The sequence below is a fragment of the Rhodobacteraceae bacterium M382 genome (assembly GCA_025141015.1).
GTDB classification, from domain to species: domain Bacteria; phylum Pseudomonadota; class Alphaproteobacteria; order Rhodobacterales; family Rhodobacteraceae; genus Aliisedimentitalea; species Aliisedimentitalea scapharcae.
Genome location: CP081098.1, coordinates 3620237 through 3645119, shown reverse-complemented (window position 1 = coordinate 3645119; position 24883 = coordinate 3620237). Strand labels below are relative to the sequence as shown.

Genomic DNA, 24883 nt, shown 5'->3' with positions numbered 1-24883 from the left:
TGTCTAGGAGACCGCAAAAGTTTTGGTCGGCTTTAAAAAAGGAGAGTTTAGATTGATACGGCTTATTCTTGTCACAGCTTTGACCCTGTCAGGCGGATCTGGGTTTGCCCAGTCGGTCCTAACGACGGCCTCGCCCATTCCAGAAGGCGCAGAAATGCGGTTTTGCTACTATGATGGCCGTGCCTACTCAAAGAATTCCTATATTGTCGTCTCTGGCAAAAAGCGACAGCTGCAAACGTCGGACAACAATGGAGCGTTAAACGGTGGAAACGAATTGCGCGCACAAGACAACACAAAACTGTTGCACTGCGTAAAAGACGACGATGGCATCATGATCTGGAAATCCTCAGCTTCGATCACAATCGGAGACTAGGTTTTTGATTTTTGAACCGCAGCCTGAAACCGATGTCTTAGCGCTGAGCCAATAACTTGCGGTGCTTGCGGGCCTCCAAATCGCGATGCCGAGGAGGCTCGGGTTGTTTGATCAGAGGTGTAAACGCGCTGGCTAAGTCAAAGCGGGGGAGTTTGAAGCTGACAGCGTTCCCCGTGCCAACTGCTGAAAACAGGAAAGGTTAAAAATACTGGTGTCACGAAAGCTTGTAGCATTCATTTGCGGCGTGGCTGGTGCTGTCTCAGCAGGGGAAACCTACGCGCAGGACTTGGGCTTGAGAAATCTTCTGACCCCGTTGACCGACCCAACGGATGACTGGCGAACCAGAACGACTCTCACAGGTCAGCCCATCACGATGTATGGCCAAATTAGCCAGGCCTTGCTATATTACAACGATGGCTGGACCAAGCAAACATATGCACCAGTGGACAATTCGAATGCCAGCACACGTGTCGGATTTCTTTGGCAACTCTATCCAATCTGGGGGATCGACGCAGTTGCCAGATTCGAAGGAGGCATCACGCCAAGAGCCTCCAATTCAATTAACCAGATTGACAACTCTGGTACCGGATTCTCGTTCGATGGCACCAATGTCCGAAAACTGGAAATAATCTTAGACAATGACCGGTTGGGTACTCTCTCGCTGGGTCAAGGCAGCATGGCTACCGACAGTATTGCTGAAATTGACTTGTCGCACACCAAGGTCACTGCTTACTCCGCTGTCTCTCAATCAGCCGGAGGGCAGTATTTGCGTCTAACGGACGGTCGGTTATCCTCTTTGATAATCGGCGATGTCTTTAGCAACTTCGACGGCGACAACGTCACGGGCTACAATTCAGACGGAAGCCGAAAGCTGAGAATTCGCTATGACACTCCGGACTACAAGGGTCTTAAGGTTTCTTTCGCAGTGGGCAAAGAGGTTCTGGATTCGGACGACGACATCTATGCCGACATAGCCGCCCGATACGAAGGAAACTTCCACGGTGTGCGGTTTAGTGCCGGAGCAGGCCACAGCAAGAAGGGCGACGAAGACGTGACCTCGGGCTCACTTTCCGCTTTGCACCATCAGACCGGATTGAATTTCACCATGGCCTTGGGTCACAGCTCGGTTTCAGGGCAGTACAACTATTTCAAGCTGGGCGTTTTCCGGGATCTCTTGCCGATGGGACAAACGGCCTTTTCGATTGATGTTTACAACGGCAATAACATCACCGGACCTGGTTCTCAGTCCCGCTCGATTGGGTTTGCGGTGTCTCAGCAGATAAAGGCGAAAAATATCGAAATATTCGGATTGTTACGCCACTATGATTACGATGATCAGGCGTTCGACTATGAAGCATCGACAGCCTTCTTCGCCGGGGTTCGCTGGAAGTTCTAAGCAAAAGCGAAGCGTTTTTGTCGTACTCACAGGCTCTGATTTCCAGGGAGCGGACAGGATTCACCATAAATGAGGTGCCTTTTGTTCTCCAAAGAGGGCCCACTGGGCCTCTCGCTAAACTTATCGATGTTGGCTTTACGCGTATGGTCGTTGTTCATTTTTTATGCAGCGTCAGCCATTATGGGCTTGGAGCCAGGATGTGCTGCACCTCTCACCAAGGCCCGCTGTCGGGAAATGAGCCAGATTTTGCCAACCTCACTTTACTGCTTATAGCTGCCGTTCATGTACACTGCAGCATTATGAATATGGGCTCCCTACTGCCGTTCGCTGCACCAGGTGCGGATGGCTGCAGGCAGCCCGAAGCGGATATTACTGTCACTTGTGGGTTACGACCGCACCGCAGATTTAACGGTCATATTCCTTTGACCAACTAGGCAAATACCGACCAAATTGCATGTATAGCCATGTAGATCACGATCACGGAGCCCATGGTATAAAACGTTGCTCGAACTTCGTGCGATTGTTCGGTTGCATAGGCCAGAAAGTGGGCAAAGCGCGCTCCAACGAACCCGAAGAACAGTAGCTGCGCAAGAAGCAACAGGGGATCAACGAGAACGAACAAAAGACCAGCAACCCAGAACGCCGGGATGTTTTCCAGATCGTTACGGTGCATCCTCCGGGAGCGGTCTACGTAGTCATTGCCTTCAAGTTGGGTTGGATCAGGTTTTTTGTTGATGAGCCCCCTCCTGAGATCCTCAGGACTGGCCCACCCGCCGCCGATCTTCAGCATGCGGTGAACTGTCATCCAACCTTGCCCCATGACCTTCAACACCATCAGAGAGGCCGCGATGACATACGCTGTAAATACTGGGTTTTCCAAGTTCAACAATTCCAATGTTTCGCCCACTCGCTGCACTTGCTTACCAATGGTAAGTGTTGTAGCTTACCAATGGTAAGCAATCAAGAGAAATGTATGAGCAACCTCAAAACCGACACAAAGATCCTTGGTGCCGCGCAGTTGCTTCTTGCGTCTGGCGGCATTGGCGCGGCTTCCTTTGACGCAATCGCCCGACAGCTTGGAATTTCTAAACAGGCAGTGCTGTATTGGTTTCCCTCCAAAAGCGATTTGCTCGCTGCGATGTTCGTCAACTGGTTGGACGCAGAGGCCACAGAGGCTGAGAAGAGTCTAAGATTAGCTGAAACCTCGAATGGAGCAATTGACGTCTTTGTACGTACAATCACACAGTTCCACAGAGACAATCTTGATCGGTACAGGATGATGTACCTCGCGCCACAAACTCTGAAAGCAGGCATGCAAGAAACACGAGACGGCGATGTTCTCGACCAAATCCATAAAACCACATCAAGATTGTATGACGCCCTGGCAAAGAAGCTCGATGGATCACCTGACCAAGCGCGCCAAACAGCATTTGCTATCCATTCGGCCTCCTTGGGCTTGGTTCTAATGCTTGGTCTCGCTGAAAGTATTGGCGATCCGCTGAAGCATTCGGATAAAGATCTTGTGAACGCTCTGATTGAGCGGCTTTCCTCCTAGATAACCGCTAGGAGGAAAGCCTACGGGATTCGACCGTGTTGCGAACCTATCGATTCCGGCTGGCGTTCACCGCACCAGGTGCGAATGCTTGTAGGCAGCCCAAAGCGGACATTGCTGTCATTTGTGGGTTGCGACCGCACTGCGGACAATGCTGCCGTTTACTTGTAGCCGTCGAAATCCTCTCCAGGCTTGATGTTCGGGAACTTCACCATGCTTGCCGTGAGGTCGCTCAGAATACCGGTCACTGGAGTCATTACCCAAGCGTGTGAGAAACCTTCATTGCCCCAAAGCTCGAACTGTTCCGCTGGATCTTCCTTTATGTTGTGGACCTGAGGAAATGTATTCTGCCTGATTTCCGAGAATGTGCTTTCTGCTGTGAAGAAGTGCACCTTGATGTCACGCCATTTCACGGCAAAGACGCTATCACCGACGAACGTTACGACGTGTTCTCGATTGGAAGCCTCCTGCTCCCCAAGAAAGAACGCGCTTTGGTCAACGCCGTCCATCGGGCGGTCCGACGGGATGCGCTCCGCTTCTCCGGCAAGAGTGGCCAGTGTCGGATAGATGTCGAGCACCGAAACGATCTCGTTCGATACGACGCCCGCCGGAACCTGTCCGGGCCAGCGGACCATTGCAGGCGTTCGTAACCCGCCCTCGAACCCGGTGCTGAGGCCACCGCGCCACGGTCCGGTCGAGCCACCAACTTCGCCGGTGGCATAACCGAGCCCCTGCGGAAGTGTGCCGGGACCATTATCACCAGTCAGCACGACGATTGTGTTTTCCGCAATGCCCGAGGTGTCGAGCGTGTCGAGGATGCGGCCGATGTTGTGATCGACCTCGTATTTGATGTCCGAGTAGATGCCCGCGTCCGAGACCCCGTCGAAATCCGGGTGGATGACCCAGGGCGGGTGAAACTGTGTGAAACCGACGTAAAGGAAGAAGGGCTCATCATCACCGGCGCGTTGCTTGATGTAGCCAACCGCGCGGTCGGTAATGTTGCGGTCAAAGGTTGTTTTGCCTTCAGTGTCGTAGAGTTCTGTTTCGTAGGATGGAGCGCCCTTCTTGCCTTCCCAGAAGTGCGGCACGGCCGCGACCTCAGGGTCGAACTCAGGCGTGGCGGTATATGCTGCCGCATTGGAGCCTTCGTTAATCCCCCACCACTCGTCGTATCCCTGGTCACTAGGGTGCCGCCCGACCTGCGAACCAATGTGCCATTTGCCAAAGAGAGCGGTCCTGTAGCCCGCATCGGACAGCAGTTCGGCGATGGTATATTCCCAAGGCGCGAGACCATCGGGTTCACCGGGGGCCGCAACCTTCTGAGTGCCGCTGCGGATCGGAAGACGACCGGTATGAATGGCAGACCGGGTCGGGGTGCACTGGTTCTCGATATTGAAGTTGAGCAGCCGCATTCCTTCCCCGGCTAGCGCGTCAATTTCTGGCGTCGGGACGGTGCCGCCCTGAAGGCCAATGTCGCCCCAGCCCCAATTATCCACCAACAGGTAGACGATGTTGGGCTTGTTTGTCTCTGCCAATGCCAATGTCGGCGATAAGCCAACCACCGCCAAAACTGCAACGGATTTCAACTTGTTGAGTAGCATTGGAAGCTCCTTTTCCTGTCTCGTTTTGGGTATGATACAAGATGCGAGGGTGCCAATTCGCGACAAAATGGCATTCATTGTGGCAACACCAACTGAGACAGGAAGCAATGCCCAATCCCATGATACCCATGGTCAGCGCGAGCGAGTTTGCTGCAATTGCGAGTGCCGTAGACGAGATGTTCGGGCACGCACTTACTCGGCGTGTATTCTCAGAGCACGGATTTTCGGAGAGGCTGTTGCAGGACCAGTCAATGCAGCTTCCGAACGCGGAATACATGCGCTTTCTCGAAACCTGCGCACGCGTGACACGAGAACCGATTTTCGGGGCCAAGATCGGAAGCACGGTTCAATTTGCCGATTTGGGGCTCTATGGGCAATATGTCACCTCTGCCCCGACGCTGCGCACCGCTCTGGAAAGGGCCGTGCGGGCCTTACGGTATCACGAGTCAGGCTCACGGTTGGACGTCACGTTGACTGACTGCCGGTTGCGGATTGTTTATGTTCCACCCACTCCAAAGGCGCTGGGAAGCTGGCATCAAAGCGACGGTATCGCTGCCCTTTTGATAAACCTTGTCGCAATGTATTCGAACGACAACTGGTCGCCCACTTTGATTAAGGTTGCGGCGGCGGATGCCACGCGAATTGCAAGGTTGAGCGCGTTTTTCGGGGCACCAGTGCAGCTATGCGCAATCGGCACCGAACTCATCGGTGAAGTTTTGCACGAACCTACCAATGAGCAAGACCGCTTGGAAACTTTCACGTGGCGCGACCTGCGAAGACTTGTCTCTAGCCGACCATCTGAGAGTTTCGCCGAGGTTCTGCGCCATCTATGCATGCCCTTTGTTCAAAACGGCATCTTCGATCTGGACAAAGTCTCTGAAAAAGTCGGTGTCACGCCGCGCACCATCCAACGAAGGTTGAAAACTGAGGGTGAAACTTTTGGCAATCTGCTGAGTGGGCTTCGTCGTGAACAGGCAGACAAACTACTTACGGGAACGACCCTGACGCTGTCCGAAATTGCCGAGGAAGTTGGTTATTCGTCGAAGCAACACTTCATTCGAGCCTACAAGGGATGGACAGGGAAAACACCATCCGCCCTGCGCAGGTGAGACATAGTCCAATAATTCAAGCGCGAAGTCTTAGTCCGCTCTGGGCTCCCTACTGCCGTTCGCTGAACCAGGTGCGGATGGCTGCAGGCAGCCCGAAGCGGATATTACTGTCACTTGAAAGATGCGACCGCACTGCGGGACTTTCCTTCCGTTGGATTTTGCGTCCAGCTTTATCTGCTTCACCCCGATTTTCCATCGTTGGTGTTGGATCAGTGGGATTGGATTGATTCAGAGACGGAGAATTCGACGGTGTAAACTCGCTACCGACTTTCCCAATTGAGTTCCAATCGCAGGGCAGTTCCCAAATTGGATATTGGGATGCTAATGCTAAGAAACTCCGACTGGTTCGAAACGGTGCCGGAAAAGACACCAATAACTTTTTCCTCGCCATCAATATGGGCAAGAACTGGTGCGCCAGAGTCGCCATGCATCACGGAGCACTTTTGAAAAATTAGCCTGTGATCCACGCTGTTCTCTGGAGCTCCACAATCACCGGCGACCGACAGAACATGTGGTCTTAAGGCCGCGTACCCTGCGAGGAGGAAAGATGTGTCTTCAAGTTCTCTCGTGTCCATCGAGTGCGGGGTCAGAAATCCTGTCTCTCGACCGATTGGGTCCTTCAAAACTAACAAAGCCCAATCCTGAGAGAAGTTACTCCTGAAATCACGGCTGTGGATGTTCTGCACCGGATCGACAATATACCTGGCGACCTCAGAAACAGCTTCCCCTGCACCTCGTTGGTAACCTGCGACAAACCGAATGCTTTGTGCAGGAATCCATGATTTCCGGGGGAAGTTGTACAAACAATGCGATGCCGTGAGTACAATTCGCTCGGACAGGAGTGTTCCGGTGCAATGTTGTCTGACCTCGGTGCTGGCGAAATTTACGCGACCAATAGCCCTCCATGGCGGCATCGATGCATCCACAATTTCGCGTTCTCGGATAGCTTGGCAACCTTGAGCTAATTTTTTACCGACCCCGCACAGCGCATCCAACTCGAGTACAAAAGCATCATCACCAAGTGGCCCGACATCCGGAACTTTCGAGGCTTCGGCCATACCTGCCGGTGTCGAGAAAAAGGTGGAACAAATCACCACCAGCGCGACTATAGCAGTATGCTTCATCCTCACGTCCTCCTTAGGAAAATATCAAGTAAGTATATTGTCACGCGATTTACACAAATTGATTTCAGTTCGAAATTTCTGCCACAGGGCACATCCAACATATAGGCTTGATCAAGAAATGTCAGGTTCGGGCTCCCTACTGCCGTTCACTGCACCAGGTGCGGATGGCTGCAGGGAGCCCAAAGTCACAAATGCTGCGAGTCGCACAGATGTCAGCAATCCGCACGTTAGCTGACGCCCAAGGCTACTTCGCGGTTTGTTCTGTCGTGCGAACAAAGGGATGGAATAATGCGGAAATCTGAGTTAGCCGCGCATGATGTTGTTGCGCTATCGAACCAGTCTCCGGCCTAAGTAGACCCGCTTCTAGTTCTTAAGTCCGGCCATTAATTGCTGAAACTTCTCGCCTTGCACCGTGACGTGGGCGCGGAGAAGTTTGGCGGCAAGTTCGGAATCCCCAGACTTTAAGGCTTGGATAATCTCGTCGTGTTCTGCCAGAGATTGGGCCATACGCCCGCGAAACCGGAGCTGCACGCGCCGGTATGGTTTCAGACGATTCTGCAAACGCAAGGCTTCGCCTTGTAAATGGGAGTTTGTGGCGCCCCTATAGATTTCCTGATGGAAGACTTCATTCTCATGATAGTAACCAGCCGCATCTTCCTTTTCGACAGCATCCCGACATCTGAGGTTTGCTTCTACGAGGCGTTCCAGATCATCGTCGCTCATCCTGGCCGCCGCGAAGCGTCCACAGGCTGCCTCTAGCTCCGCCATTGTTTCAAACATTTCGAGCAGTTCCACGGGGCCTGGCTGGCGGATAAAAACACCCCGACGCGGAATTTGTTCAGCCATTCCAGACATGACGAGCCGCTGGAGAGCTTCCCGAATGGGGGTTCGCGACACGTTAAAATGTTCAGCGAGCTTGATCTCATCAAGTCTCTCACCGTCCTCGTATTCTCCTTGAAACACAAGCTGTTCAAGTGATTCCGCAATCTGTTCTGCTCGATTCAATCCCATGCGAGCACCATACTATAAATCCCCTTTGGGGCGCAAGAATTTAGATATTGTATACAAAAATATTGATTGGTGATGCAAAATTCGCAATGATGGATTATTGCCGTACCTGAGGAGAGTCGGCTCACAAATGGGAGGAAACCATGAAAACGAAATTTCTTACGACTGTCGCTGCGGTCGCGGCAATGGGCATTGGGTCGACAATCAGCGCCGAAGAACTTCGCTTGTCACATCAGTGGTCAACAAAAGACATCCGCAATCAAGTGGCGCAGATCGTTGCCGATGAAGTCGCTGCTGCCGATGTCGATCTCGAAATCAAGATCTTTGGGTCAAAATCACTCTTTAAACCGCGCGAGCAATATCGCCCGTTGAGCCGCGGCCAGTTGGACATGACTGTCTTGCCGTTGAGCTACGCGGGCGGCCAACAGCCTGCCTTCAACCTGACGCTGATGCCTGGCCTTGTGAAAAACCACGATCACGCGGCCCGTTTGAGCAATTCCCCATATATGGAAGCGCTCGAAGAAAAAATGGCTGAAGATGATGTGATGGTGCTGGTGCACGGTTATCTGGCTGGCGGTTTTGTCGGCAAGGAAGGATGCATCACCAAGCCCTCCGATGTTGATGGGCTTCAAACACGTGCTGCCGGTAAAGCTTTCGAGCAGATGTTGGCTGGAGCGAATGCGTCGATCACTTCGATGGCGTCTTCCGAAATCTACAACGCGATGCAAACCGGAATTCTGAATGCAGCGAACACATCGTCTTCCTCTTTCGTTTCCTATCGGATTTACGAGCAGGCGGCGTGCTACACACCAGCGACAAAAGACGTTGCGCTGTGGTTCATGTACCAACCCCTTCTGATGAACAAATCGACCTTCGAAGGATTGAGTGCTGAACAACAGGCAGCACTGTTGGCCGCGTCGGAAAAGGCCGAAGCCTACTACTTGGAAGAAGCGAAAAAACAAGACGCCGCTTCGGTTGAGGTCTTCGAGAAAGCCGGTGTGGAAATCGCAGAAATGTCGCCTGAAGACTTCGCGGAATGGCGCGCTCTGGCCCAGGAAACATCCTACAAATTGTTTGTTGAGGATGTTCCGGACGGTCAGGCATTGCTCGATATGGCTCTCGCCGTCGAGTAATCCCACCATTGGCGACCGCCAGTGATTGGCGGTCGCACAATTCAGAAAATTTCTTATTCTTGGAAGGAAAGCTGACATGGCTGGTCAAAGCTCAGCCGTCACTTCGCGCACGGGTAATAACCCATTTCTGCGCGGTGTAGCGGCCCTCTCTACCCTCGCCGGTTGGTGCTCTGCGGCCATGATCGTTGCTGCAGTCGCAATCACCTGCCAAATGATATTCGTACGTTTCGTTCTGAACCAATCGACCGTTTGGCAGACAGAAGCTGTTGTTTATCTCGCAATTGGTGCGACGCTTGTTGGGCTGCCTTATGTGCAACGACTGCGTGGGCACGTCAATGTTGACCTGGTCCCGCTGGCGCTGTCCAAAACCGCTCGATATTACATGTATCTGCTGACCATGGGGCTCTCGATTGCGATTGTCGCGATTGTCCTGTTCTACGGCTACGAGCATTGGCACCTCGCTTACGAGCGCAATTGGAAGTCCGACACGATCTGGGCCGTCCGGCTTTGGATCCCGTATCTTTCGATCCCCGTTGGGTTTGGCTTGTTCTTGCTTCAGCTCATCGCTGATCTGGTCGCCGTCCTCCTGAAAATTGACGCACCCTTTGGTTTGGAGGACGTGTAATGGACCCGATCCTACTTGGTGGCATCGTCGCAATCGCGACAATCATGGTGCTTTTCTCCGGCGTTTCGGTTGCTCTGGGACTGCTAATCGTTTCAACCGGGTTTTTGCTGATCTTCGATGGTCTGCGTTCTCTTGAACTCATTCCTGAAATTCTGTTCGGCAAGCTCGACAACTTTGCGCTTCTTTCGATCCCGATGTTTATCATCATGGGTTCATCAATCGCCTCGACGCGGGCGGGGGCAGACCTCTACGAAGCTCTTGAACGCTGGTTGACCCGTGTTCCTGGCGGGTTGGTCATTTCGAACCTTGGGGCGTGTGCGCTTTTTGCGGCGATGTCCGGCTCCAGCCCGGCAACCTGCGCCGCGATTGGCAAAATGGGCATCCCCGAGATGCGCAAGCGTGGATATCCTGATGGCGTGGCGGCGGGTTCAATTGCAGCGGGCGGCACATTGGGGATCTTGATCCCACCATCCGTGACAATGATCGTCTACGGCATCGCGACGGAAACTTCGATTGGCCGTCTCTTCCTTGCGGGCGTTCTTCCTGGGTTGCTGCTTGTGTTGTTGTTCATGATCTGGTCGCTTTATTCGACCTGGCAGTCTGGCGATAAGCAACTGTTGTCGGCAGGGAACTACACTTGGAAAGAGAAGTTCGAAATCCTGCCGCGTGTACTGCCGTTCCTCGCAATCATCGTAGGTGTGCTCTACGCCATGTACGGCGGCATCGCGACACCTTCGGAAACAGCCGCTGTTGGTGCACTTCTGTGCCTGCTGATCGCCATGATCATTTACAAGCTTTGGAATCCCAAAGACCTGTGGGTTGTTCTTCGGGACAGCACCAAGGAAAGCGTGATGATCATGTTCATCATCGCCGCTGCGGGTGTGTTTTCCTACATGTTGTCGAGCCTCTTCATCACGCAAGCGATTGCCGAGTGGATCGGAACATTGGATGTCAACCGTTGGGTGCTGATGGCATTTGTCATGTTGTTCCTGTTGATCGCGGGCTTCTTCCTGCCGCCTGTGGCTGTGATCCTGATGGCTGCACCCATCCTGTTGCCAATCATCACTACCGCTGGCTTCGATCCGATCTGGTTCGCAGTTGTTCTGACGATCAACATGGAGATTGGGTTGATATCACCGCCAGTGGGTCTGAACCTTTACGTGATCAACGGCATTGCGCCGGACATCTCGCTCAAGACCATCCTGAAGGGGTCTCTGCCTTTCGTGGCCTGCATGGTGATCGCAATTATCCTGCTCTGCTTCTTCCCTGGCATCGCAACTTGGTTGCCTGACTTTGTGATGGGAGAAGCGGTATGAGCTACTTCAGCGAACTGATCTCGACGGTATTCGAGCGGCGTTACCAAAAAGCGCTCTCCAATGAAGTCGATGGCAGGACAACGGCAGATTTGTGTGAGGCACTGCTCAGTAGCCATGGGGAAGTGTCGGGTGTAACTCTCGCACGCAACCTGTTGGATCGCTACGCAGCGATGAGCGACGAAGAAAAAATAGCATTCTTCGAGTTCATGACACATGAGCTTGAGATTGATCCTGAAGAAGTCGTCAGCTCGCTGAACGCTTATAAAGAAAAACCCAGCAAAGGCACATACCGTGCCTTTGCCGCCGCCTGCGAGCCGCGACGCCAGGAACTGGCAAGGCGCCTCAATCAAGTTCCGGGCGCAACCGGCCAGCTGGTTCAAATGCGCAAAGACTTGCTGGGAATGATGAATGAACGGCCGGACCTTGAACCGCTGGACGTGGACTTCCGACACCTTTTTGCATCCTGGTTCAATCGAGGTTTCCTTGTGCTCCGCCCTATCGATTGGGCCAGCCCTGCGGACATTCTCGAAAAAATCATCGCGTATGAGGCTGTGCATGAAATTGACAGTTGGGATGACCTCAGACGCCGTCTCAAACCAACTGACCGCCGTTGCTTCGGCTTTTTCCATCCCTCGATGGCCGACGAACCTCTCATCTTTGTTGAGGTCGCGCTCACCAAAGGTGTGCCAAGCTCGGTTCAAGATTTGCTCGCAGATGAACGCGAAGAGATCGAGGCGGAAAATGCTGACACTGCTGTCTTTTACTCAATTTCCAACTGTCAGTCTGGACTTGCAGGTATTTCGTTTGGCAACTCGCTGATCAAACAGGTTGTTTCGGACCTATCCAAAGACCTGCCAAACCTCACAACATTTGTAACCCTCTCACCGATCCCGAGTCTGAACAAATGGCTGGGCGGAACAAATCTGGACGCTCTGAAAGCAGCCGACAATCAAGCATTGGCTGCGCACTATTTGCTGGAGGCCAAGAGGTCAGACGGCATGCCATTTGATCCTGTCGCCCGGTTCCATCTCGGCAATGGTGCGATGGTTCATGCTGTACACGCCGAAGCAGATGTTTCGCCCAATGGGCGCAAGCAGTCCAACGGGACAATGGTCAACTACCTCTACGACCTCTCCCAGATCTCACAAAATCACGAACAATTCGTCGGTGAAAAGACCGTTGTCGCGTCCGCCGCAGTAAAAACGCTGAGCGGGTCGGTGACACCCAAAAGCTAAGGAGATTGATAATGGCAAACCCTTTGTATGATACACTTTTCGGGCAACACCAGGGTAAGACGACAGCGTTTCTGGAGTTGGCGGATGGCACGATCATTTCGCACAACGAATACCTGGAACTTGCTGCGCAATACGCGCACGTGTTCACACAGCTTGGCGTCAAGCCCGGTGATCGCGTTGCGGTCCAGATCGGAAAGTCACCACAAGCTCTGGCCGTCTACGCAGCTTGTGTTCAGGCCGGGATCGTTTTCTTGCCTTTGAACACCGCCTACACACCTGACGAAGTTTCATATTTTGTTGAAAACAGCGGCGCGCGGGTTTTGCTGTGCGACGGCAAACGATCCGAAGCTTTGCAACCTGTTGCTGAGGCGGCAGGCGCAGTTCTGGAAACAATGAACAACGACGGCACCGGAAGTTTTACTTTGCAGGCCGAGGTGATGCCATCTGCATTTTCGACTGTCGAGCGTTCAGAAGATGATTTGGCCGCGTTCCTCTATACATCCGGAACAACAGGGCGTTCTAAAGGAGCGATGCTGACCCAAGGCAATCTACTATCAAATTGCAAAGCTTTGGCAAAGGAGTGGGAATTCACCTCTGAGGACGTTCTGCTTCACGCTCTGCCGATCTTCCATACCCATGGACTGTTTGTAGCCACAAATATCTCGCTTCTGGCGGGCAGCAAGATCTTCTTTATGCCGAAATTCGATCTGGATGTAATCATTGAACGAATGCCGACGGCAACCACCATGATGGGCGTTCCGACGTTTTACACACGCCTGTTGGAAGACGCGCGTTTCACCAAAGATTTGGCGAAAGACATGCGTCTGTTCGTTTCGGGGAGCGCACCACTTCTCGCAGAAACACATGTGCAGTTTGAAGAACGCACCGGCCACCGTATCCTTGAGCGCTACGGCATGACTGAAACCAACATGAACACGTCCAACCCATACAAGGGCGAGCGTCGTGCTGGCACTGTTGGCTTTCCGCTTCCCGGCGTTGAGATCAAGATCACTGACAGCAACACGGGCGCGACCTTGCCCCAAGGTGATATCGGCGAGATTGAGGTGCGTGGCCCCAACGTCTTCAAAGGGTATTGGCAGATGCCCGAGAAAACAGCCGAGGAGCTGCGGGAAGACGGCTTCTTCATTACTGGTGACCTCGGACAGATCGATGAAGACGGTTACTTGCACATCGTTGGTCGCAACAAAGACCTGATAATCTCGGGCGGCTACAACATATACCCCAAAGAGATCGAGCTCCTGTTGGATGAGGAAGACGGTGTTCTTGAAAGCGCTGTCGTTGGTGTTCCGCATCCAGACTTTGGTGAAACCGTTGTTGGCGTTCTTGTCGCCGAAGCAGGTGCCGAACTCGACCTCGACGCGATCAAAGGCAACATCGGCAGTTCCCTCGCGCGTTTCAAGCACCCCCAAAAGTTGGTCGTTCTGCCAGAACTCCCACGAAACACGATGGGCAAGGTGCAAAAGAAGGAATTGCGCGAAGAATACAAAGACTTGTTCGCTCCCGCTTAACCTTCCTGATCTGGCCCACGGCCGTGTCTGACGCGCCGTGAACCGCCTTTTACATCGAATACTTACCCCGTCACGACTTTGAGGACCGATCAATGTACAACAATATCCTCGTGCCAATTTCATTTGACGCAGACAGAGACGCAAAGAAGGCGTTGGAAGTCGCACAGACGCTTTGCGGCGAAGGCGGCAAGATCACGGCTCTGCATGTGATTGAGCACTTGCCTGAATACTCCAGCGATCTGCTTCCAGAAAACCATCTTGAGGTTGCCAAAGCTGTGATCGGAGAAAAACTAAAACCAATCGTTGATGGGACCGAAGGGGCCAGCATCGAGATCGTCGAAGGGCATTCAGGACGCACAATCCTCGATTTCGGAATCTCTCACGACATAGATTGCATCGTCATCGCGAGTCACCGCCCAGGGCTCCAGGACTATCTTTTGGGCTCCACGGCGGCGCGTGTCGTACGACATGCGTCTTGTGCAGTCCATGTCGTTCGATAGGTGCTCGGCATTAACACCGTGATTACCTGAATAGGGGGAGAACACATGATGTCTTCGCGCGCTAACAACCGCTCGGCTAAGGTTCTCGTGCTGTTCGGCCCGCCTGGTTCAGGTAAAGACACTCACTGGTCGGCACACATGCGCGAATTGCGATGAAGGGTATCACGTGACTTTCAAGCGCCCCAAAGTCGAGGGCGTTTGCGATAGCTGTGGTGCAACTAAGTTCAAAAGAAGAGCAGACGATACCGCCGAAACCGTCAAGAGCCGCTTGGCCGCCTATCACGCTCAGACCACACCTGTACTTGCTCACTACGAACGGCAGGGGGTTGTCAGATCGTTCGACGGTGGTAAAAAATATCGTTTCTGTGTTCGGTTCGCTCAAGGCCGAGCTAACCGGTTGATTTGGTCAATTTGGTTCGGCGGAAGTAGCGATGCCTTGCAGAGCGGCCTTCCGTGCAGCCGTAACGAAAGCTCAGTTTGTCCCGCATACCCGCCGTTTGCTCGCCCTTGTTTGAATGTCTGCATTCGGCTTTCGGCACTTTCCAGTTGTTTGGCATGTAAGGAGATACCTGTCTCAGCGACAATTTAAAACGTTGATATTTATCAATATTACATTGCAACTTGTTGCAATCGAAAGTGGAAGACAAGGATGATTTCGTGCCAATAATAGGGCGGGCCAAGATGTATCGGAGGCCCACCCCATGCGTGCAGCGATTTACGCCCGCTATTCCACTGACCAGCAAAGTGATGCGTCCATAGAAGATCAACACCGTCTGTGCTTGCGTCTTATTGAAGGTAACGGTTGGCGCGAAGCAGAGACCTATTCTGACCGTGGTCTAAGCGGGGCCTCCCATCTGCGACCAGCATATCAACGGCTTCTGGAAGATGCACGCCGTAACGCCTTTGATGTCGTTGTTGCCGAGGGCCCCGACCGGATCAGCCGGGATCAGGAACATATCGCCGGTTTCTTCAAACAGATGCGGTTTCAGGGCATCCCGATTGTGACCGTCGCAGAGGGCGAGAGTTCCGAACTGCACATCGGCGTCAAGGGCACGATGAGCAGCCTCTTTCTGAAAGACTTGGCCCAGAAGACCCATCACGGCCTTGAGGGTCGTGTGCGCAAAGGCAAGTCGGCAGGCGGTGTCACTTATGGTTACGATGTGCTGCGTAGCTTCACAGCCGACGGCGAGGTTTCTACGGGCGACCGGACTGTCAATGAGGAACAGGCCACCATCGTGCGTCGCATATTTGAAGACTACGCTGCCGGTATCAGCCCTCGCGCAATCGCTGGCAAATTGAATGACGAAGGTGTAGATGGGCCGCGTGGTAGAGGCTGGGGGCATCAACCATCTACGGAAACTGGCGACGCGGCACCGGTATTCTCAATAACGAACTCTACATCGGGCGCCTGATTTGGAACCGCCAGCGGTTCATCAAAGACCCCAACACCGGCAAACGACCAGCTCGCCTCAATCCGCCGGAGGACTGGGTCATTGAAGATGTATTCCACCTGCGCATCCTGCCCCAAGACCTTTGGAGCGCAGTCAAAGCCCACCAGGAAGCCACACGCAACGTGGCCATCAGCGACGGTGTGCGTAAGCTTGGAAGAACCAAGCGCGCCAAACACTTGTTTTCAGGAATGTTGACCTGCGGGGAATGTGGTGGCGGCGTCATTCAGGTTGGTAAGCACTACTACGGCTGTTCTGCCACCCGTAACAAAGGCACCTGTTCCAATCGCGTCACCATCAAACGGAGTGAGCTGGAAGAGCGTGTTTTGATCGGCCTCAAGGACCAGTTGTTCCACCCCGGCCTCATTGCCGAGTTTGTCAAAGCCTACCAAGAAGAGCACAATCGTCTGACTGCCCAAACCTCCGTCAACAAGGTTAAGACAGAGCACGAATTTACGAAGGTCATAAGTCAAACCGACCGCATTGTAGACGCCATTGCCGAGGGCATGTTTCACGAAAGCAGGAAGACCAAGATGGACAGTCTGGGGGCCCGTAAGGCAGACCTAGAGAACGACTTGGCGAACGCGAAGGCAGAACCGCCTGTCTTGCTTCATCCCGGTCTTGCGGATCTCTACCGTGATACTGTGACCGACCTGTCTCGCGCCCTAAATGATCCTGCGACAAAGGCCGAGGCCACCGATATCATCCGTAGCCTTTTGACGGAGATCCGGCTTATCCCTGAGGGCGACGGACTGGCCATTGAATTGGTTGGCGAACTGGCAGGTTTACCAAGTTTAGGAGAGGCCCAAAAACAAACAAGGCCACCCGAAGGTGGCCTGTTCGACAGTAGTGGTTGCGGGAGTAGGATTTGAACCTACGACCTTCAGGTTATGAGCCGTAATCGCAATGATTCCAATAAGTTAGTGAAATCAGTGACTTGCCTGTTAAACATTTGATATCGCAAGATATTGGTTCCAACATTCACCGTCATTGGGCGACATTCGACTGCACAGACCGCGCCAAAACGGCGTTCGAGGGTTGAGGTGGCGTTGAGGTGAACTGATTTGCGAAAGTTCCGACAATCATAAGCGCTTTAATCATCGATGAGACTTACGCCAGCGTTTCCCATTTCCAGTTTGTGACATTTTTTATTCAAACGGTGACAAGAAATGCCCTACAAATCCTGTCATCTTGCCAGCCCCTTTCTTCGACACCCAGGGTGGGTTCCGGACCTTCGCTGCATCCGTTTCCAAGGACTCAGATGCGGGACTCACCGGACTTTTGCTGGCGCCGCTATTGCTCATGCAGCATTTCCTCGCACCTACAGCGGCATCTTTTCGTTGGTGCAGCGAATTTCACCAAACCGGACCTCCGACGGTGTCAATTCTGGCAAATTTCAAACCACCATTTCGCTGCGGTCGGCCTAAGCTGACGCTGAGCGGGACGAAGCCGACCTATATTTCCTAGAACGAATGGCGGCATTCATTTCTGATGTTTTGACCTCAGCCAATCCTTCTCCTCAGAATCCAAACGAAAAACACCCCGCCAATCAGGCCCGTTACAATTCCAATCGGCATATCATCTGGTGCCATGATGGTCCGGGCGATGATGTCAGCCCAAACAAGGAATACAGCACCGCACAGTGCTGAAATCGGGAGGAGACGTTGATAGTCTCCACCAACGAGCAGACGCACGATGTGCGGGATCATCAGGCCGACAAAACCTATGATACCTGAGAACGCGACCATGACCCCTGTGATCAAGGCACCGATCACGAAAATTGTCAGCCTGAAGCGGTCGACAGGGATTCCAAGCGTGGTCGCCGTTTCGTCCCCGACCGTCATTGCGTTTAGTGTTCCTGACTTGAGCCACAGGTACGTGCCACAGGCAAGAAGAACGGATGCTGGGTACATCAATTGATCCCATTGCGCCAAGCCAAGGCCGCCCAACATCCAGAACACGACCGTATGAGTGGCCTTTGGGTCGCCGAGAAAGATCAGGACGTTCGCCGCTGACATCACGATGAAAGACACGGCCACACCTGCTAGAACCAACCTGTCAGCACTGGTTGCGGAGGCGAATCGAGAAACCGCTAGTACGATCAATGTCGCGCCAAGAGAGCCGAGAAATGCCAACAACGGGACGGTCAATAGGCCAAGGAACAGCCCCGTGTGCAGTAGAGCCAAAATAGCTCCGAACGCGCCGCCCGCCGAAATGCCCAACAAATGCGGATCAGCCAATGGATTGCGTGTCACAGCCTGAAGGCTCGCGCCGACCATGGCCAAACCTGCGCCGACAAAACAGGCGAGGATCGCCCTTGGGAAACGGATATCCCAGACGATGGCCTCACGTCCTTTCGACCAGTCTTGGGAAATCGTGTCTGGGGCAATCTTGTTGATCAGAATGCCCCAGACGGTTTCAAGGGAAACCGCGACGGCCCCGACGCTGACGGCAACCGACAGTGAGCCCAAAAGTGCCACGACCCCCAAAAGGGCAGTAATCCATAGACCTGTAGCCTTCGTGGGATTTGTGTTGGTTGCTGCCTGTGTCATCTGGGATCACTCAGACCGGAAGGCGGCGGCGAGGGTCTTGACCGCTGCGATGTTGCGCGGGCCTGGCGTGGCTTCGACATACTCCAGCACCACGAAACGTTTGTTACGCACGGCATCGATATCCGCGAAAGCGGGGTTTGACGTCATGAACTCAATCTTCTGATCAGCCGTGACTTCGCCGTAGTTAACGATCACGATGACTTCTGGGTTGCGGTCGACCACCGCTTCCCAGCCGACAGTCGCCCAGCTTTTGTCCAGATCGTTCATGATGTTGGTGCCGCCAGCGGCCTCGATCAGAGCATTGGGCATGGCGTATTGGCCCGCGGTAAAGGGCACATCTTCGCCGCTGTCATAGACAAACACCCGTGGGGCGGCGTTCAGTGCCGGCTGTTCTTCAAGGAATGTCGCCAGCTCTGTCTGGTAGCCTTCGATCAATGTTTCGGCGCGCTCAGAGATGTCAAAGATCGCTCCGAGATTGCGTAAATCATTGTACATATCATCCATAGAGGCGGCGTCTTTTTCGCCGACGTGGATGCAGCTTTCAGTCAATTCGTAAACCGCGATGCCGAAGGGGGCCAAAGTTTCGGGCGTGACTTCGCCTCCGACTTTCATACCGTAGTTCCAACCCGCGAAGAAGAAGTCAGCGTCAGCACCAATCAGCACTTCTTTGGTCGGGTACAGGGCCGAAAGTTCAGGTAGTTCTTCCACGCCAGCGGTCATGTCTTCGTCTAGTGTTTTCCAGCCAGAAATTCCTGTGTAGCCAACCATGCGATCTGCAAGGCCAAGAACCAACATCATCTCGGTCAGGTTCACGTCGTTGGATATCGCCGCCTGAGGAGGCGCATCGAACGTCACCGTACGGTCGCAGCTTTGAACCGTAGTTTGGGCCATTGCAGTGCTTGCCAAAGCCAGAGCGGCCAACGTGGTAAATGTAAGTTTCATGTTTGAGGGTCTTTCAGCTCGGAAGGTTAAAAGAAAAATGAGATGCACCACTAAGGCTGAGATGCTCGCGCTGCGCGGTGACGCGGAACGTATCCGACACAAGTTTATCAGAGAGTAATGACTGTGGAGGGCCGAAACCTTGGGGGTGACCATCTTTGAGGATCAGCACATCATCGCAAGTGCCAATAGCCATGTTCAGGTCGTGCAAAGACACAACGATGGTCAGCCCAAGGTTATTGATCAACGAAATGACCTCTAGCTGATGGCGCACATCTAGGTGGTTTGTTGGCTCATCAAGGATCAAAACGCGAGGTTCTTGTGCAAGGGCACGGGCCACCATGACACGTTGTCTTTCGCCACCAGATAAGGTGCCGAAATCACGATCAGCCAAGGAATTCAGGCAGAGCTTGTCCAGAACATCATCGATGACATCTTCGTCCCCTGAACCGGTCGTTGTAAAGCCAGACCGATGCGGTGTCCTGCCTAGTCGGACGATCTCTCGGACGGTCAAACCGAATGCTGATGCTTGCTCTTGCAGGACAGCTGCGATCTGTGTTGCGGCCTTACGTGCCGTCATTGACCAGATGTCTTGTCCATCGACAAGCACCTGACCTGTTTGGGGTTTTTGAAACCGATACAGTAGACGCAGCAGTGTGGACTTGCCCGCACCGTTCGGGCCGACGACGCCCAACACCCGCCCAGCGGAAACGTTAAAGGTCGTCGCGTGCAACACAGGTTGAGCCGATTTGAAAGGCGTCCAACTGACGTCCTGCACGACAAGGTCTGCCGCCCTCATGATGCACGAATGTCGCTGGCTTCGACCGCAATCATCGCGGACGGCACACGTGCCAATGTGGATTTGCGCAGTTTGCCAGGCCGATCCACGGACGAACACCAGCCATCATGCAGGTAAGCATATTGCTTCGCGAAGGTGACAAGATCATCAACATCATCGGCCGGATCAATGTCGCCAAACAGATAGGTGGCCTTGCGGCTGCCATGGTATGCGACCGTACACGGACGATCACACCCCGCCATGCAGGCAACGCCTGAAACCTCGAAGCTCTCAGGAATTGCATCGCCCGCGTCTTTGATCGCGGCCCGAAGTTTTTGTATTAGTTCATAACCTGGCCGACATTCCGTGCCTTTATGTCGGCATGACGTGCAAACTTTGATTTTGTGGTTTAGCTCTGTTTTCATATCGCCCTCCGCGATGAAGCGGGGTGCAGGTCAGATATGTATTCAGGCCAAGGATATCCCGTGCCACCATCATAATCTCCTAACCAGACTCCCCGTCTGGGTTGAGTTGCATTGACGACACTGAAGTGCCGTTCGATGGCAGGTCTCCTGACTTGCGGATCAGCGTTTCCCCTACCTTCCCAAGCCTGAAAGGCTTAGTGGTATCCATTGGGGTCACTCACCGCTCACAGTTGCGGGGGCAGTTACGGATTCGGCGCGTATTCGCTCCTCCTCACCGTATTCCCTTTTCATTTCAGCTACATTTTCGGTGGCTGAAAACCATCTCTGACAGTTTTGCGATAATCATGATCCGAGGTCAATCTGAATAAACCCATGTGGTCCTGCGTCGCTAAGCGATTTTAATTCACGTGATATCACCACTTGGAAACAGAACATGACTGTTCTCTCCGGTGCACGGTTTGCAGGTTTAAAACGATGACCACATTTAGGCGATAGCCGTTGTAGCGGTCATTCATGCGCCCTGCAGCATCGGTAAAAGTGGGGCTCTACCGTTGATTTCGCCGCTCCTGGCCGGAATGCCCGTTGCCAGATCAAGAACGGCACACGATCATCTTGGTAGTTCGAGAAACCCGTGCGTTTGCAGATGTTTCGCCGGAAAGGGCGGGGTCCTGGCGAAAGGCCGGTCTTTGCGTGCAACGGCATTGTGGATCGCTGCAACACCGCATGGCGGCAAAGAGCCCAGACTTACCACTTTCCGCCGTGCGGCGAATGACTGCTTCGAAAGTGCTTGCCAGTAACTCTGGTCATGTCCTCGCCAACTAGAATGAGTTTGAATCTCCGTTCCGCAGCTAGCTGTCATAGATGCGGCGCTCAGCCGACACTTGTTCATAGAAACGGCTTGAAAATGGCAGCTCCAACCTGGATTGCCTGGTGCGGTGTAAGTTGGAATCCAATCACCCCTTCAGGCTTCCATATTTTGAGATGAGCGTCTGAACAAAACGCCAGCATTGACTGACATTGTGTGTCGGCAGCACACCCTTCCGTCTCTGCAACGCTCGCCCAAACAATCACGTCAGAGGGACTAATGTTATCTGCCGAGAGCCCGTTTTTGTTTACGTCGATTTCTATTTTCTCGCCACAGATGGGGCAACTTGATCGAACAGTTGCAGCTTTTCTGAGCATTGCTGCGGTTCCGAGCGCGTCGATAACACAAACTGTCCAATTGCGTACCCCGGCCAGTTCGACAGAGTGCAAAGTATCGCTGGCCGAAAACGGATACGCAGATTGGATTGCGCCCCGCCGAAACACTATCAGGTCGCGACGGTCCAGTTCTTCCAACACGTCCTTGGTTTGTAAATTTGGCAACCCCAACTCTGATAATTCTTGTCGCGTTGGTGGCCTAGCACGTCGGACAAAACTCTCAAGAATTAACCTGTGAACAGACAGTGTCTCTTTCGACAGATCGAGCCACCGGTCACGCAGCCGTTCTTCAGTCAAGAGGGATCGCAGTGCGTCATCCGCTACGGGGTCAGCCACGTCTGACCAGTCCAGGTAGGGGCTGCGGTCAAGAGTATTCATTATCCGGCGCAGCAAGACAGCTTTGCCACGTCCTTCTCAAATGTCTGCGCTGCCAGTTTCAGCCCTTCTACAGTCGTGAGGTAGGGAAAGATCATGTCGCCCAAGTCATCGTAGGTCATGCCCATTTTCAGAGCCATCGCAGCGGTCTGGATCGTATCTGATCCCTCTGGTGCGATAATATGGGCCCCAAGCAGCTTTTTACTTTGCTTATCTGCCACCAGCTTGATGAGACCACGAGTGTCACGCGCCGCGAGTGCGCGCGGGACATGTTCAAGACCTAACACAGATGTTACGACTTCATGGCCATTTGCAGTGGCCTGCGCCTCGGTTACTCCGACACTGGCAATCTGGGGATCAGAAAAGACCACGGAGGGCATGACGCTATTGTCATAGTTAAGCGAGTTGCCGTTCATGGCGTTCTTTGCCGCCAGCCTCGCCCCATAGGCCGCCATGTAGACGAACTGATCATTACCAGTCACGTCGCCAGCAGCATATACGCCATCGCGGGAACTGTTCATTGCAGGATCAACGACAACCCCGCCTCTCGCATCCGTGGCGATCCCGGCAACATCAAGCGCCAGTGATCTGGTGTTTGGAACACGCCCCGTCGCCAGCATTATTTTTTCTGCATCAACTGTCATGGGCTGACCGTTTCGAGTGGCGTACAAACGCACGCCGGTATCGGTGGTTTCCAGCCGATCATAGGACAGTCCATCGAGAACCGAGATACCTTCATCTGCAAAGGCTTCCGTAAGTGCAGCGCTGATTTCGGGCTCAGCTTCGGGCAGCAGCCCGCGACGGGTCACAATCGTGACGGTCGCACCCGCCCGCGCAAAGACTTGCGCAATCTCGACGCCTATATAACCCCCGCCCATAACCATTAGGGACGCAGGCCGCTGATCAAGTTGCAAGGCGGACGTACTGTCCAGCCAATCAAGATCAGCCAAACCAGGAATGTCAGGGACATGTTGGGATGATCCGGTCGCAATGATGACCTTTGTGGGTTTCAGGTTACGTTCACCGACCTGAATCGAACCGTCTTCCTGAAAGACGGCCTGACCTTCGATATAGGTCACGGCCTCGTAGTTTGGCAGCACATCGACGTATTTCGCGGCTCGCAGATCATCAACCAGCGCCTGTTTCTGTGCGATCATCGCTTTCCAGTCGGTGACTTGGCCAGAGCCTTCAATACCATCAAAACGACTGGCCGCCTTTGCAGTGTGCAGCGTTTCTACGGCGCGGATCATGGTCTTGGAAGGCACACAGCCGACGTTCACACATGTGCCGCCAATCGTGCCATATCCAACCAAGGCGACACGCGCGCCTTCATCCGCTGCCGTAATAGCGGCGGAGAAACCGGCAGAACCCGCACCGATTACAACAAGGTCAAAGGTGTCAGTTTCAGTATTGGGAGGTGTGCAGCAATCTGACATGGAGCAGCCTTTCAGGAATTGGCGTTTCGTGCGCGACGGATCAGCGCGTAGATCGTAATGAGGACAAACATCGCCAGAGCAGGCATGAGAACATAATCGAGATAGCCGACAGCAGCAGACAACCCAACGACACCAAGAAGGCCAACGAGCAGGGGCGTGAAGCAGCAAAGCGCAGCTATCACTGTGCCGACAATGCCTGTCTTGAGAAGTTTGTTATTCACGACGTTTCCTTTGTATTTCTGTCTCTGGCGTCTCCGTCCCGACGGCTTTGAGCAATCGTCCGAATAGCAAGAACGACCACACCAACTCCAACAGCGATCAACAGGGTGGTGAGAATATCAAGGCCGGTTGCTGTACCGATGGCCCCGCTCAACATTGATGTAAGGACAGCGGCGTGCCCGCCGCAGCAGATCACGACCACCGGGGCAGCAACTATGAATGCAAGGATTCTACCTGCCGATCCGTCTTTCATTTGAGGCGATCAGGAATCGGATGGTACAGCGACAAGATCAGCTTCATACCCGGCAGCGGCTGATGCGACAGCAATTTCCTCAGCACTTACAACTGAGTCATCAAAGACGACCTCGGCTGTCAGTGTGTCAGAATCCGCCGTTACTTGCGTGACGCCTTCTACGCTGCCTATCGCTGATTCAACAATAAAGGGACAGCTCGGGCAATGCATGCCGGGAACCGAGAATGTCACGGTTTGCTCTCCCGCAAAAATGGGAGAAGCGGCCAATAGGCCGATGAGGGCTAAGACGGGAGTGTGGAGTTTCATTATGGTTCCTTTCACAGACCAAGAAGAATGGGGGCAACGACTGGCGCAATCCAGTTCCAAAACAACGCAATCAAGATGAGAACCGTTGATGCCCAAAGCGCGGATTTAACCAACCGATTTGGAAGTGGCCGCGCACAGGTTTCTCCCTCCGCGCAGGCCTTGGGTTTGCGATAAACCATCCAGAAGCCATAGCCGAGAAATCCAAGTGTAAGCGCGATAAAGATAGGCTTGTAAGGTTCAAGTGCGGTCAGATTGCCGATCCAAGCACCGGAAATGCCAAGGCTGAAAAGGATCAATGGAACAACGCAGCAGGTTGATGCTGCAAGAGCACCAAGGACACCACCAGCCGCAATCATGCGGGCTTTCTTAGTTTCAGGGTCGACCTGTTTGAGATCGACATCAATCACGTCAGTCATTCAAGAACCCGCTTTTCAAGTTTCGAGTTGTAAGA

The 24883-nt window shown here is 53.4% G+C and carries 24 protein-coding genes, 1 pseudogene and 1 riboswitch; of the genes and pseudogenes, 12 read left to right on the top strand and 13 right to left on the bottom strand.

Features of this window, described 5'->3' with window-relative positions; translation table 11 throughout:
• The first annotated feature begins 52 nt into the window (after positions 1-52).
• Together K3727_17000 and K3727_16995 are read left to right on the top strand one after the other, a co-directional pair.
• Positions 53-373: a hypothetical protein gene (locus K3727_17000; protein ID UWQ90450.1), complete on the top strand. Its 321-nt coding sequence runs from the start codon at positions 53-55 to the stop codon at positions 371-373.
• 211 nt (positions 374-584) lie between these two features.
• A complete protein-coding gene (locus K3727_16995; protein ID UWQ90449.1) occupies positions 585-1769 on the top strand; it encodes a porin in 1185 nt (394 codons plus the stop codon).
• 430 nt (positions 1770-2199) lie between these two features.
• Here the strand turns inward: K3727_16995 and K3727_16990 are convergent, their stop codons facing one another.
• Entirely contained in the window at positions 2200-2664 is a 465-nt protein-coding gene (locus K3727_16990; protein ID UWQ93435.1) for an MAPEG family protein, read from the bottom strand.
• A 78-nt stretch (positions 2665-2742) separates the two neighbouring features.
• Between K3727_16990 and K3727_16985 the strand changes: the two genes are divergently transcribed.
• Positions 2743-3324: a TetR/AcrR family transcriptional regulator gene (locus K3727_16985; GenBank protein UWQ90448.1), complete on the top strand. Its 582-nt coding sequence runs from the start codon at positions 2743-2745 to the stop codon at positions 3322-3324.
• A gap of 158 nt (positions 3325-3482) precedes the next feature.
• Here the strand turns inward: K3727_16985 and K3727_16980 are convergent, their stop codons facing one another.
• Positions 3483-4922, bottom strand: coding sequence for an arylsulfatase (locus K3727_16980; GenBank protein ID UWQ90447.1), 1440 nt, complete (start codon positions 4920-4922; stop codon positions 3483-3485).
• Between the two features lie 107 nt (positions 4923-5029).
• Here K3727_16980 and K3727_16975 point away from each other — a divergent pair, with 107 nt between their 5' ends.
• Positions 5030-6031, top strand: coding sequence for an AraC family transcriptional regulator (locus K3727_16975; GenBank protein UWQ90446.1), 1002 nt, complete (start codon positions 5030-5032; stop codon positions 6029-6031).
• A 260-nt stretch (positions 6032-6291) separates the two neighbouring features.
• Here the strand turns inward: K3727_16975 and K3727_16970 are convergent, their stop codons facing one another.
• Both K3727_16970 and K3727_16965 read right to left on the bottom strand, forming a co-directional pair.
• Positions 6292-7155, bottom strand: coding sequence for a trypsin-like serine protease (locus tag K3727_16970; protein ID UWQ90445.1), 864 nt, complete (start codon positions 7153-7155; stop codon positions 6292-6294).
• Between the two features lie 363 nt (positions 7156-7518).
• Positions 7519-8166 (bottom strand): GntR family transcriptional regulator, encoded by a 648-nt coding sequence (locus K3727_16965; GenBank protein UWQ90444.1) that lies wholly within the window; start codon positions 8164-8166, stop codon positions 7519-7521.
• A 140-nt stretch (positions 8167-8306) separates the two neighbouring features.
• On the opposite strand from K3727_16965, the gene dctP reads away from it, so the two are divergent.
• The 8 genes and pseudogenes from dctP to K3727_16925 all read left to right on the top strand — a co-directional run bounded on the left by dctP (position 8307) and on the right by K3727_16925 (position 16843).
• Entirely contained in the window at positions 8307-9296 is a 990-nt protein-coding gene (gene dctP / locus K3727_16960) for a TRAP transporter substrate-binding protein DctP (GenBank protein ID UWQ90443.1), read from the top strand.
• Between the two features lie 76 nt (positions 9297-9372).
• Positions 9373-9921, top strand: coding sequence for a TRAP transporter small permease (locus tag K3727_16955; GenBank protein UWQ90442.1), 549 nt, complete (start codon positions 9373-9375; stop codon positions 9919-9921).
• Positions 9921-11237, top strand: coding sequence for a TRAP transporter large permease (locus K3727_16950; protein UWQ90441.1), 1317 nt, complete (start codon positions 9921-9923; stop codon positions 11235-11237). The genes K3727_16955 and K3727_16950 overlap by 1 nt, the downstream gene beginning before the upstream one ends.
• Positions 11234-12472 carry a malonyl-CoA decarboxylase gene (locus K3727_16945; protein UWQ90440.1) on the top strand — a complete coding sequence of 413 codons (1239 nt, stop codon included), beginning with the start codon at positions 11234-11236 and terminating at the stop codon, positions 12470-12472. Before K3727_16950 ends, K3727_16945 begins: the two co-directional genes overlap by 4 nt.
• Positions 12473-12483: 11 nt before the next feature.
• Positions 12484-14001: a malonyl-CoA synthase gene (locus tag K3727_16940; GenBank protein UWQ90439.1), complete on the top strand. Its 1518-nt coding sequence runs from the start codon at positions 12484-12486 to the stop codon at positions 13999-14001.
• A gap of 92 nt (positions 14002-14093) precedes the next feature.
• Positions 14094-14501, top strand: coding sequence for a universal stress protein (locus K3727_16935; GenBank protein UWQ90438.1), 408 nt, complete (start codon positions 14094-14096; stop codon positions 14499-14501).
• Between the two features lie 103 nt (positions 14502-14604).
• The gene (locus K3727_16930; GenBank protein ID UWQ93434.1) at positions 14605-15090 is read left to right on the top strand and encodes a hypothetical protein; all 486 of its coding nucleotides are present in this window, start codon (positions 14605-14607) and stop codon (positions 15088-15090) included.
• Positions 15091-15202: 112 nt separating this feature from the next.
• Positions 15203-16843, top strand: a pseudogene (locus K3727_16925) (recombinase family protein).
• Between the two features lie 608 nt (positions 16844-17451).
• On the opposite strand, the gene K3727_16920 reads toward K3727_16925, so the two are convergent.
• The 9 genes from K3727_16920 to K3727_16880 all read right to left on the bottom strand — a co-directional run bounded on the left by K3727_16920 (position 17452) and on the right by K3727_16880 (position 24848).
• Positions 17452-18501, bottom strand: a complete 1050-nt coding sequence (locus K3727_16920) for an iron ABC transporter permease (protein ID UWQ90437.1) — start codon at positions 18499-18501, stop codon at positions 17452-17454.
• A gap of 6 nt (positions 18502-18507) precedes the next feature.
• Positions 18508-19443, bottom strand: a complete 936-nt coding sequence (locus K3727_16915; protein ID UWQ90436.1) for an ABC transporter substrate-binding protein — start codon at positions 19441-19443, stop codon at positions 18508-18510.
• Between the two features lie 13 nt (positions 19444-19456).
• A complete protein-coding gene (locus K3727_16910) occupies positions 19457-20239 on the bottom strand; it encodes an ABC transporter ATP-binding protein (protein UWQ90435.1) in 783 nt (260 codons plus the stop codon).
• Positions 20236-20643 (bottom strand): DUF1636 domain-containing protein, encoded by a 408-nt coding sequence (locus K3727_16905; protein UWQ90434.1) that lies wholly within the window; start codon positions 20641-20643, stop codon positions 20236-20238. The genes K3727_16910 and K3727_16905 overlap by 4 nt, the downstream gene beginning before the upstream one ends.
• 119 nt (positions 20644-20762) lie before the next feature.
• Positions 20763-20981: riboswitch (cobalamin riboswitch) on the bottom strand.
• Positions 20982-21528: 547 nt separating this feature from the next.
• Positions 21529-22179, bottom strand: coding sequence for an alkylmercury lyase family protein (locus K3727_16900; protein UWQ90433.1), 651 nt, complete (start codon positions 22177-22179; stop codon positions 21529-21531).
• A gap of 41 nt (positions 22180-22220) precedes the next feature.
• The gene (gene merA / locus K3727_16895) at positions 22221-23654 is read right to left on the bottom strand and encodes a mercury(II) reductase (GenBank protein UWQ90432.1); all 1434 of its coding nucleotides are present in this window, start codon (positions 23652-23654) and stop codon (positions 22221-22223) included.
• Between the two features lie 11 nt (positions 23655-23665).
• Positions 23666-23875: a mercury resistance system transport protein MerF gene (gene merF / locus K3727_16890; protein ID UWQ90431.1), complete on the bottom strand. Its 210-nt coding sequence runs from the start codon at positions 23873-23875 to the stop codon at positions 23666-23668.
• Positions 23876-24135: 260 nt separating this feature from the next.
• Entirely contained in the window at positions 24136-24432 is a 297-nt protein-coding gene (locus K3727_16885; protein ID UWQ90430.1) for a cation transporter, read from the bottom strand.
• Between the two features lie 11 nt (positions 24433-24443).
• Positions 24444-24848, bottom strand: a complete 405-nt coding sequence (locus K3727_16880) for a mercury transporter MerT (protein UWQ90429.1) — start codon at positions 24846-24848, stop codon at positions 24444-24446.
• Between the last annotated feature and the right edge of the window lie 35 nt (positions 24849-24883).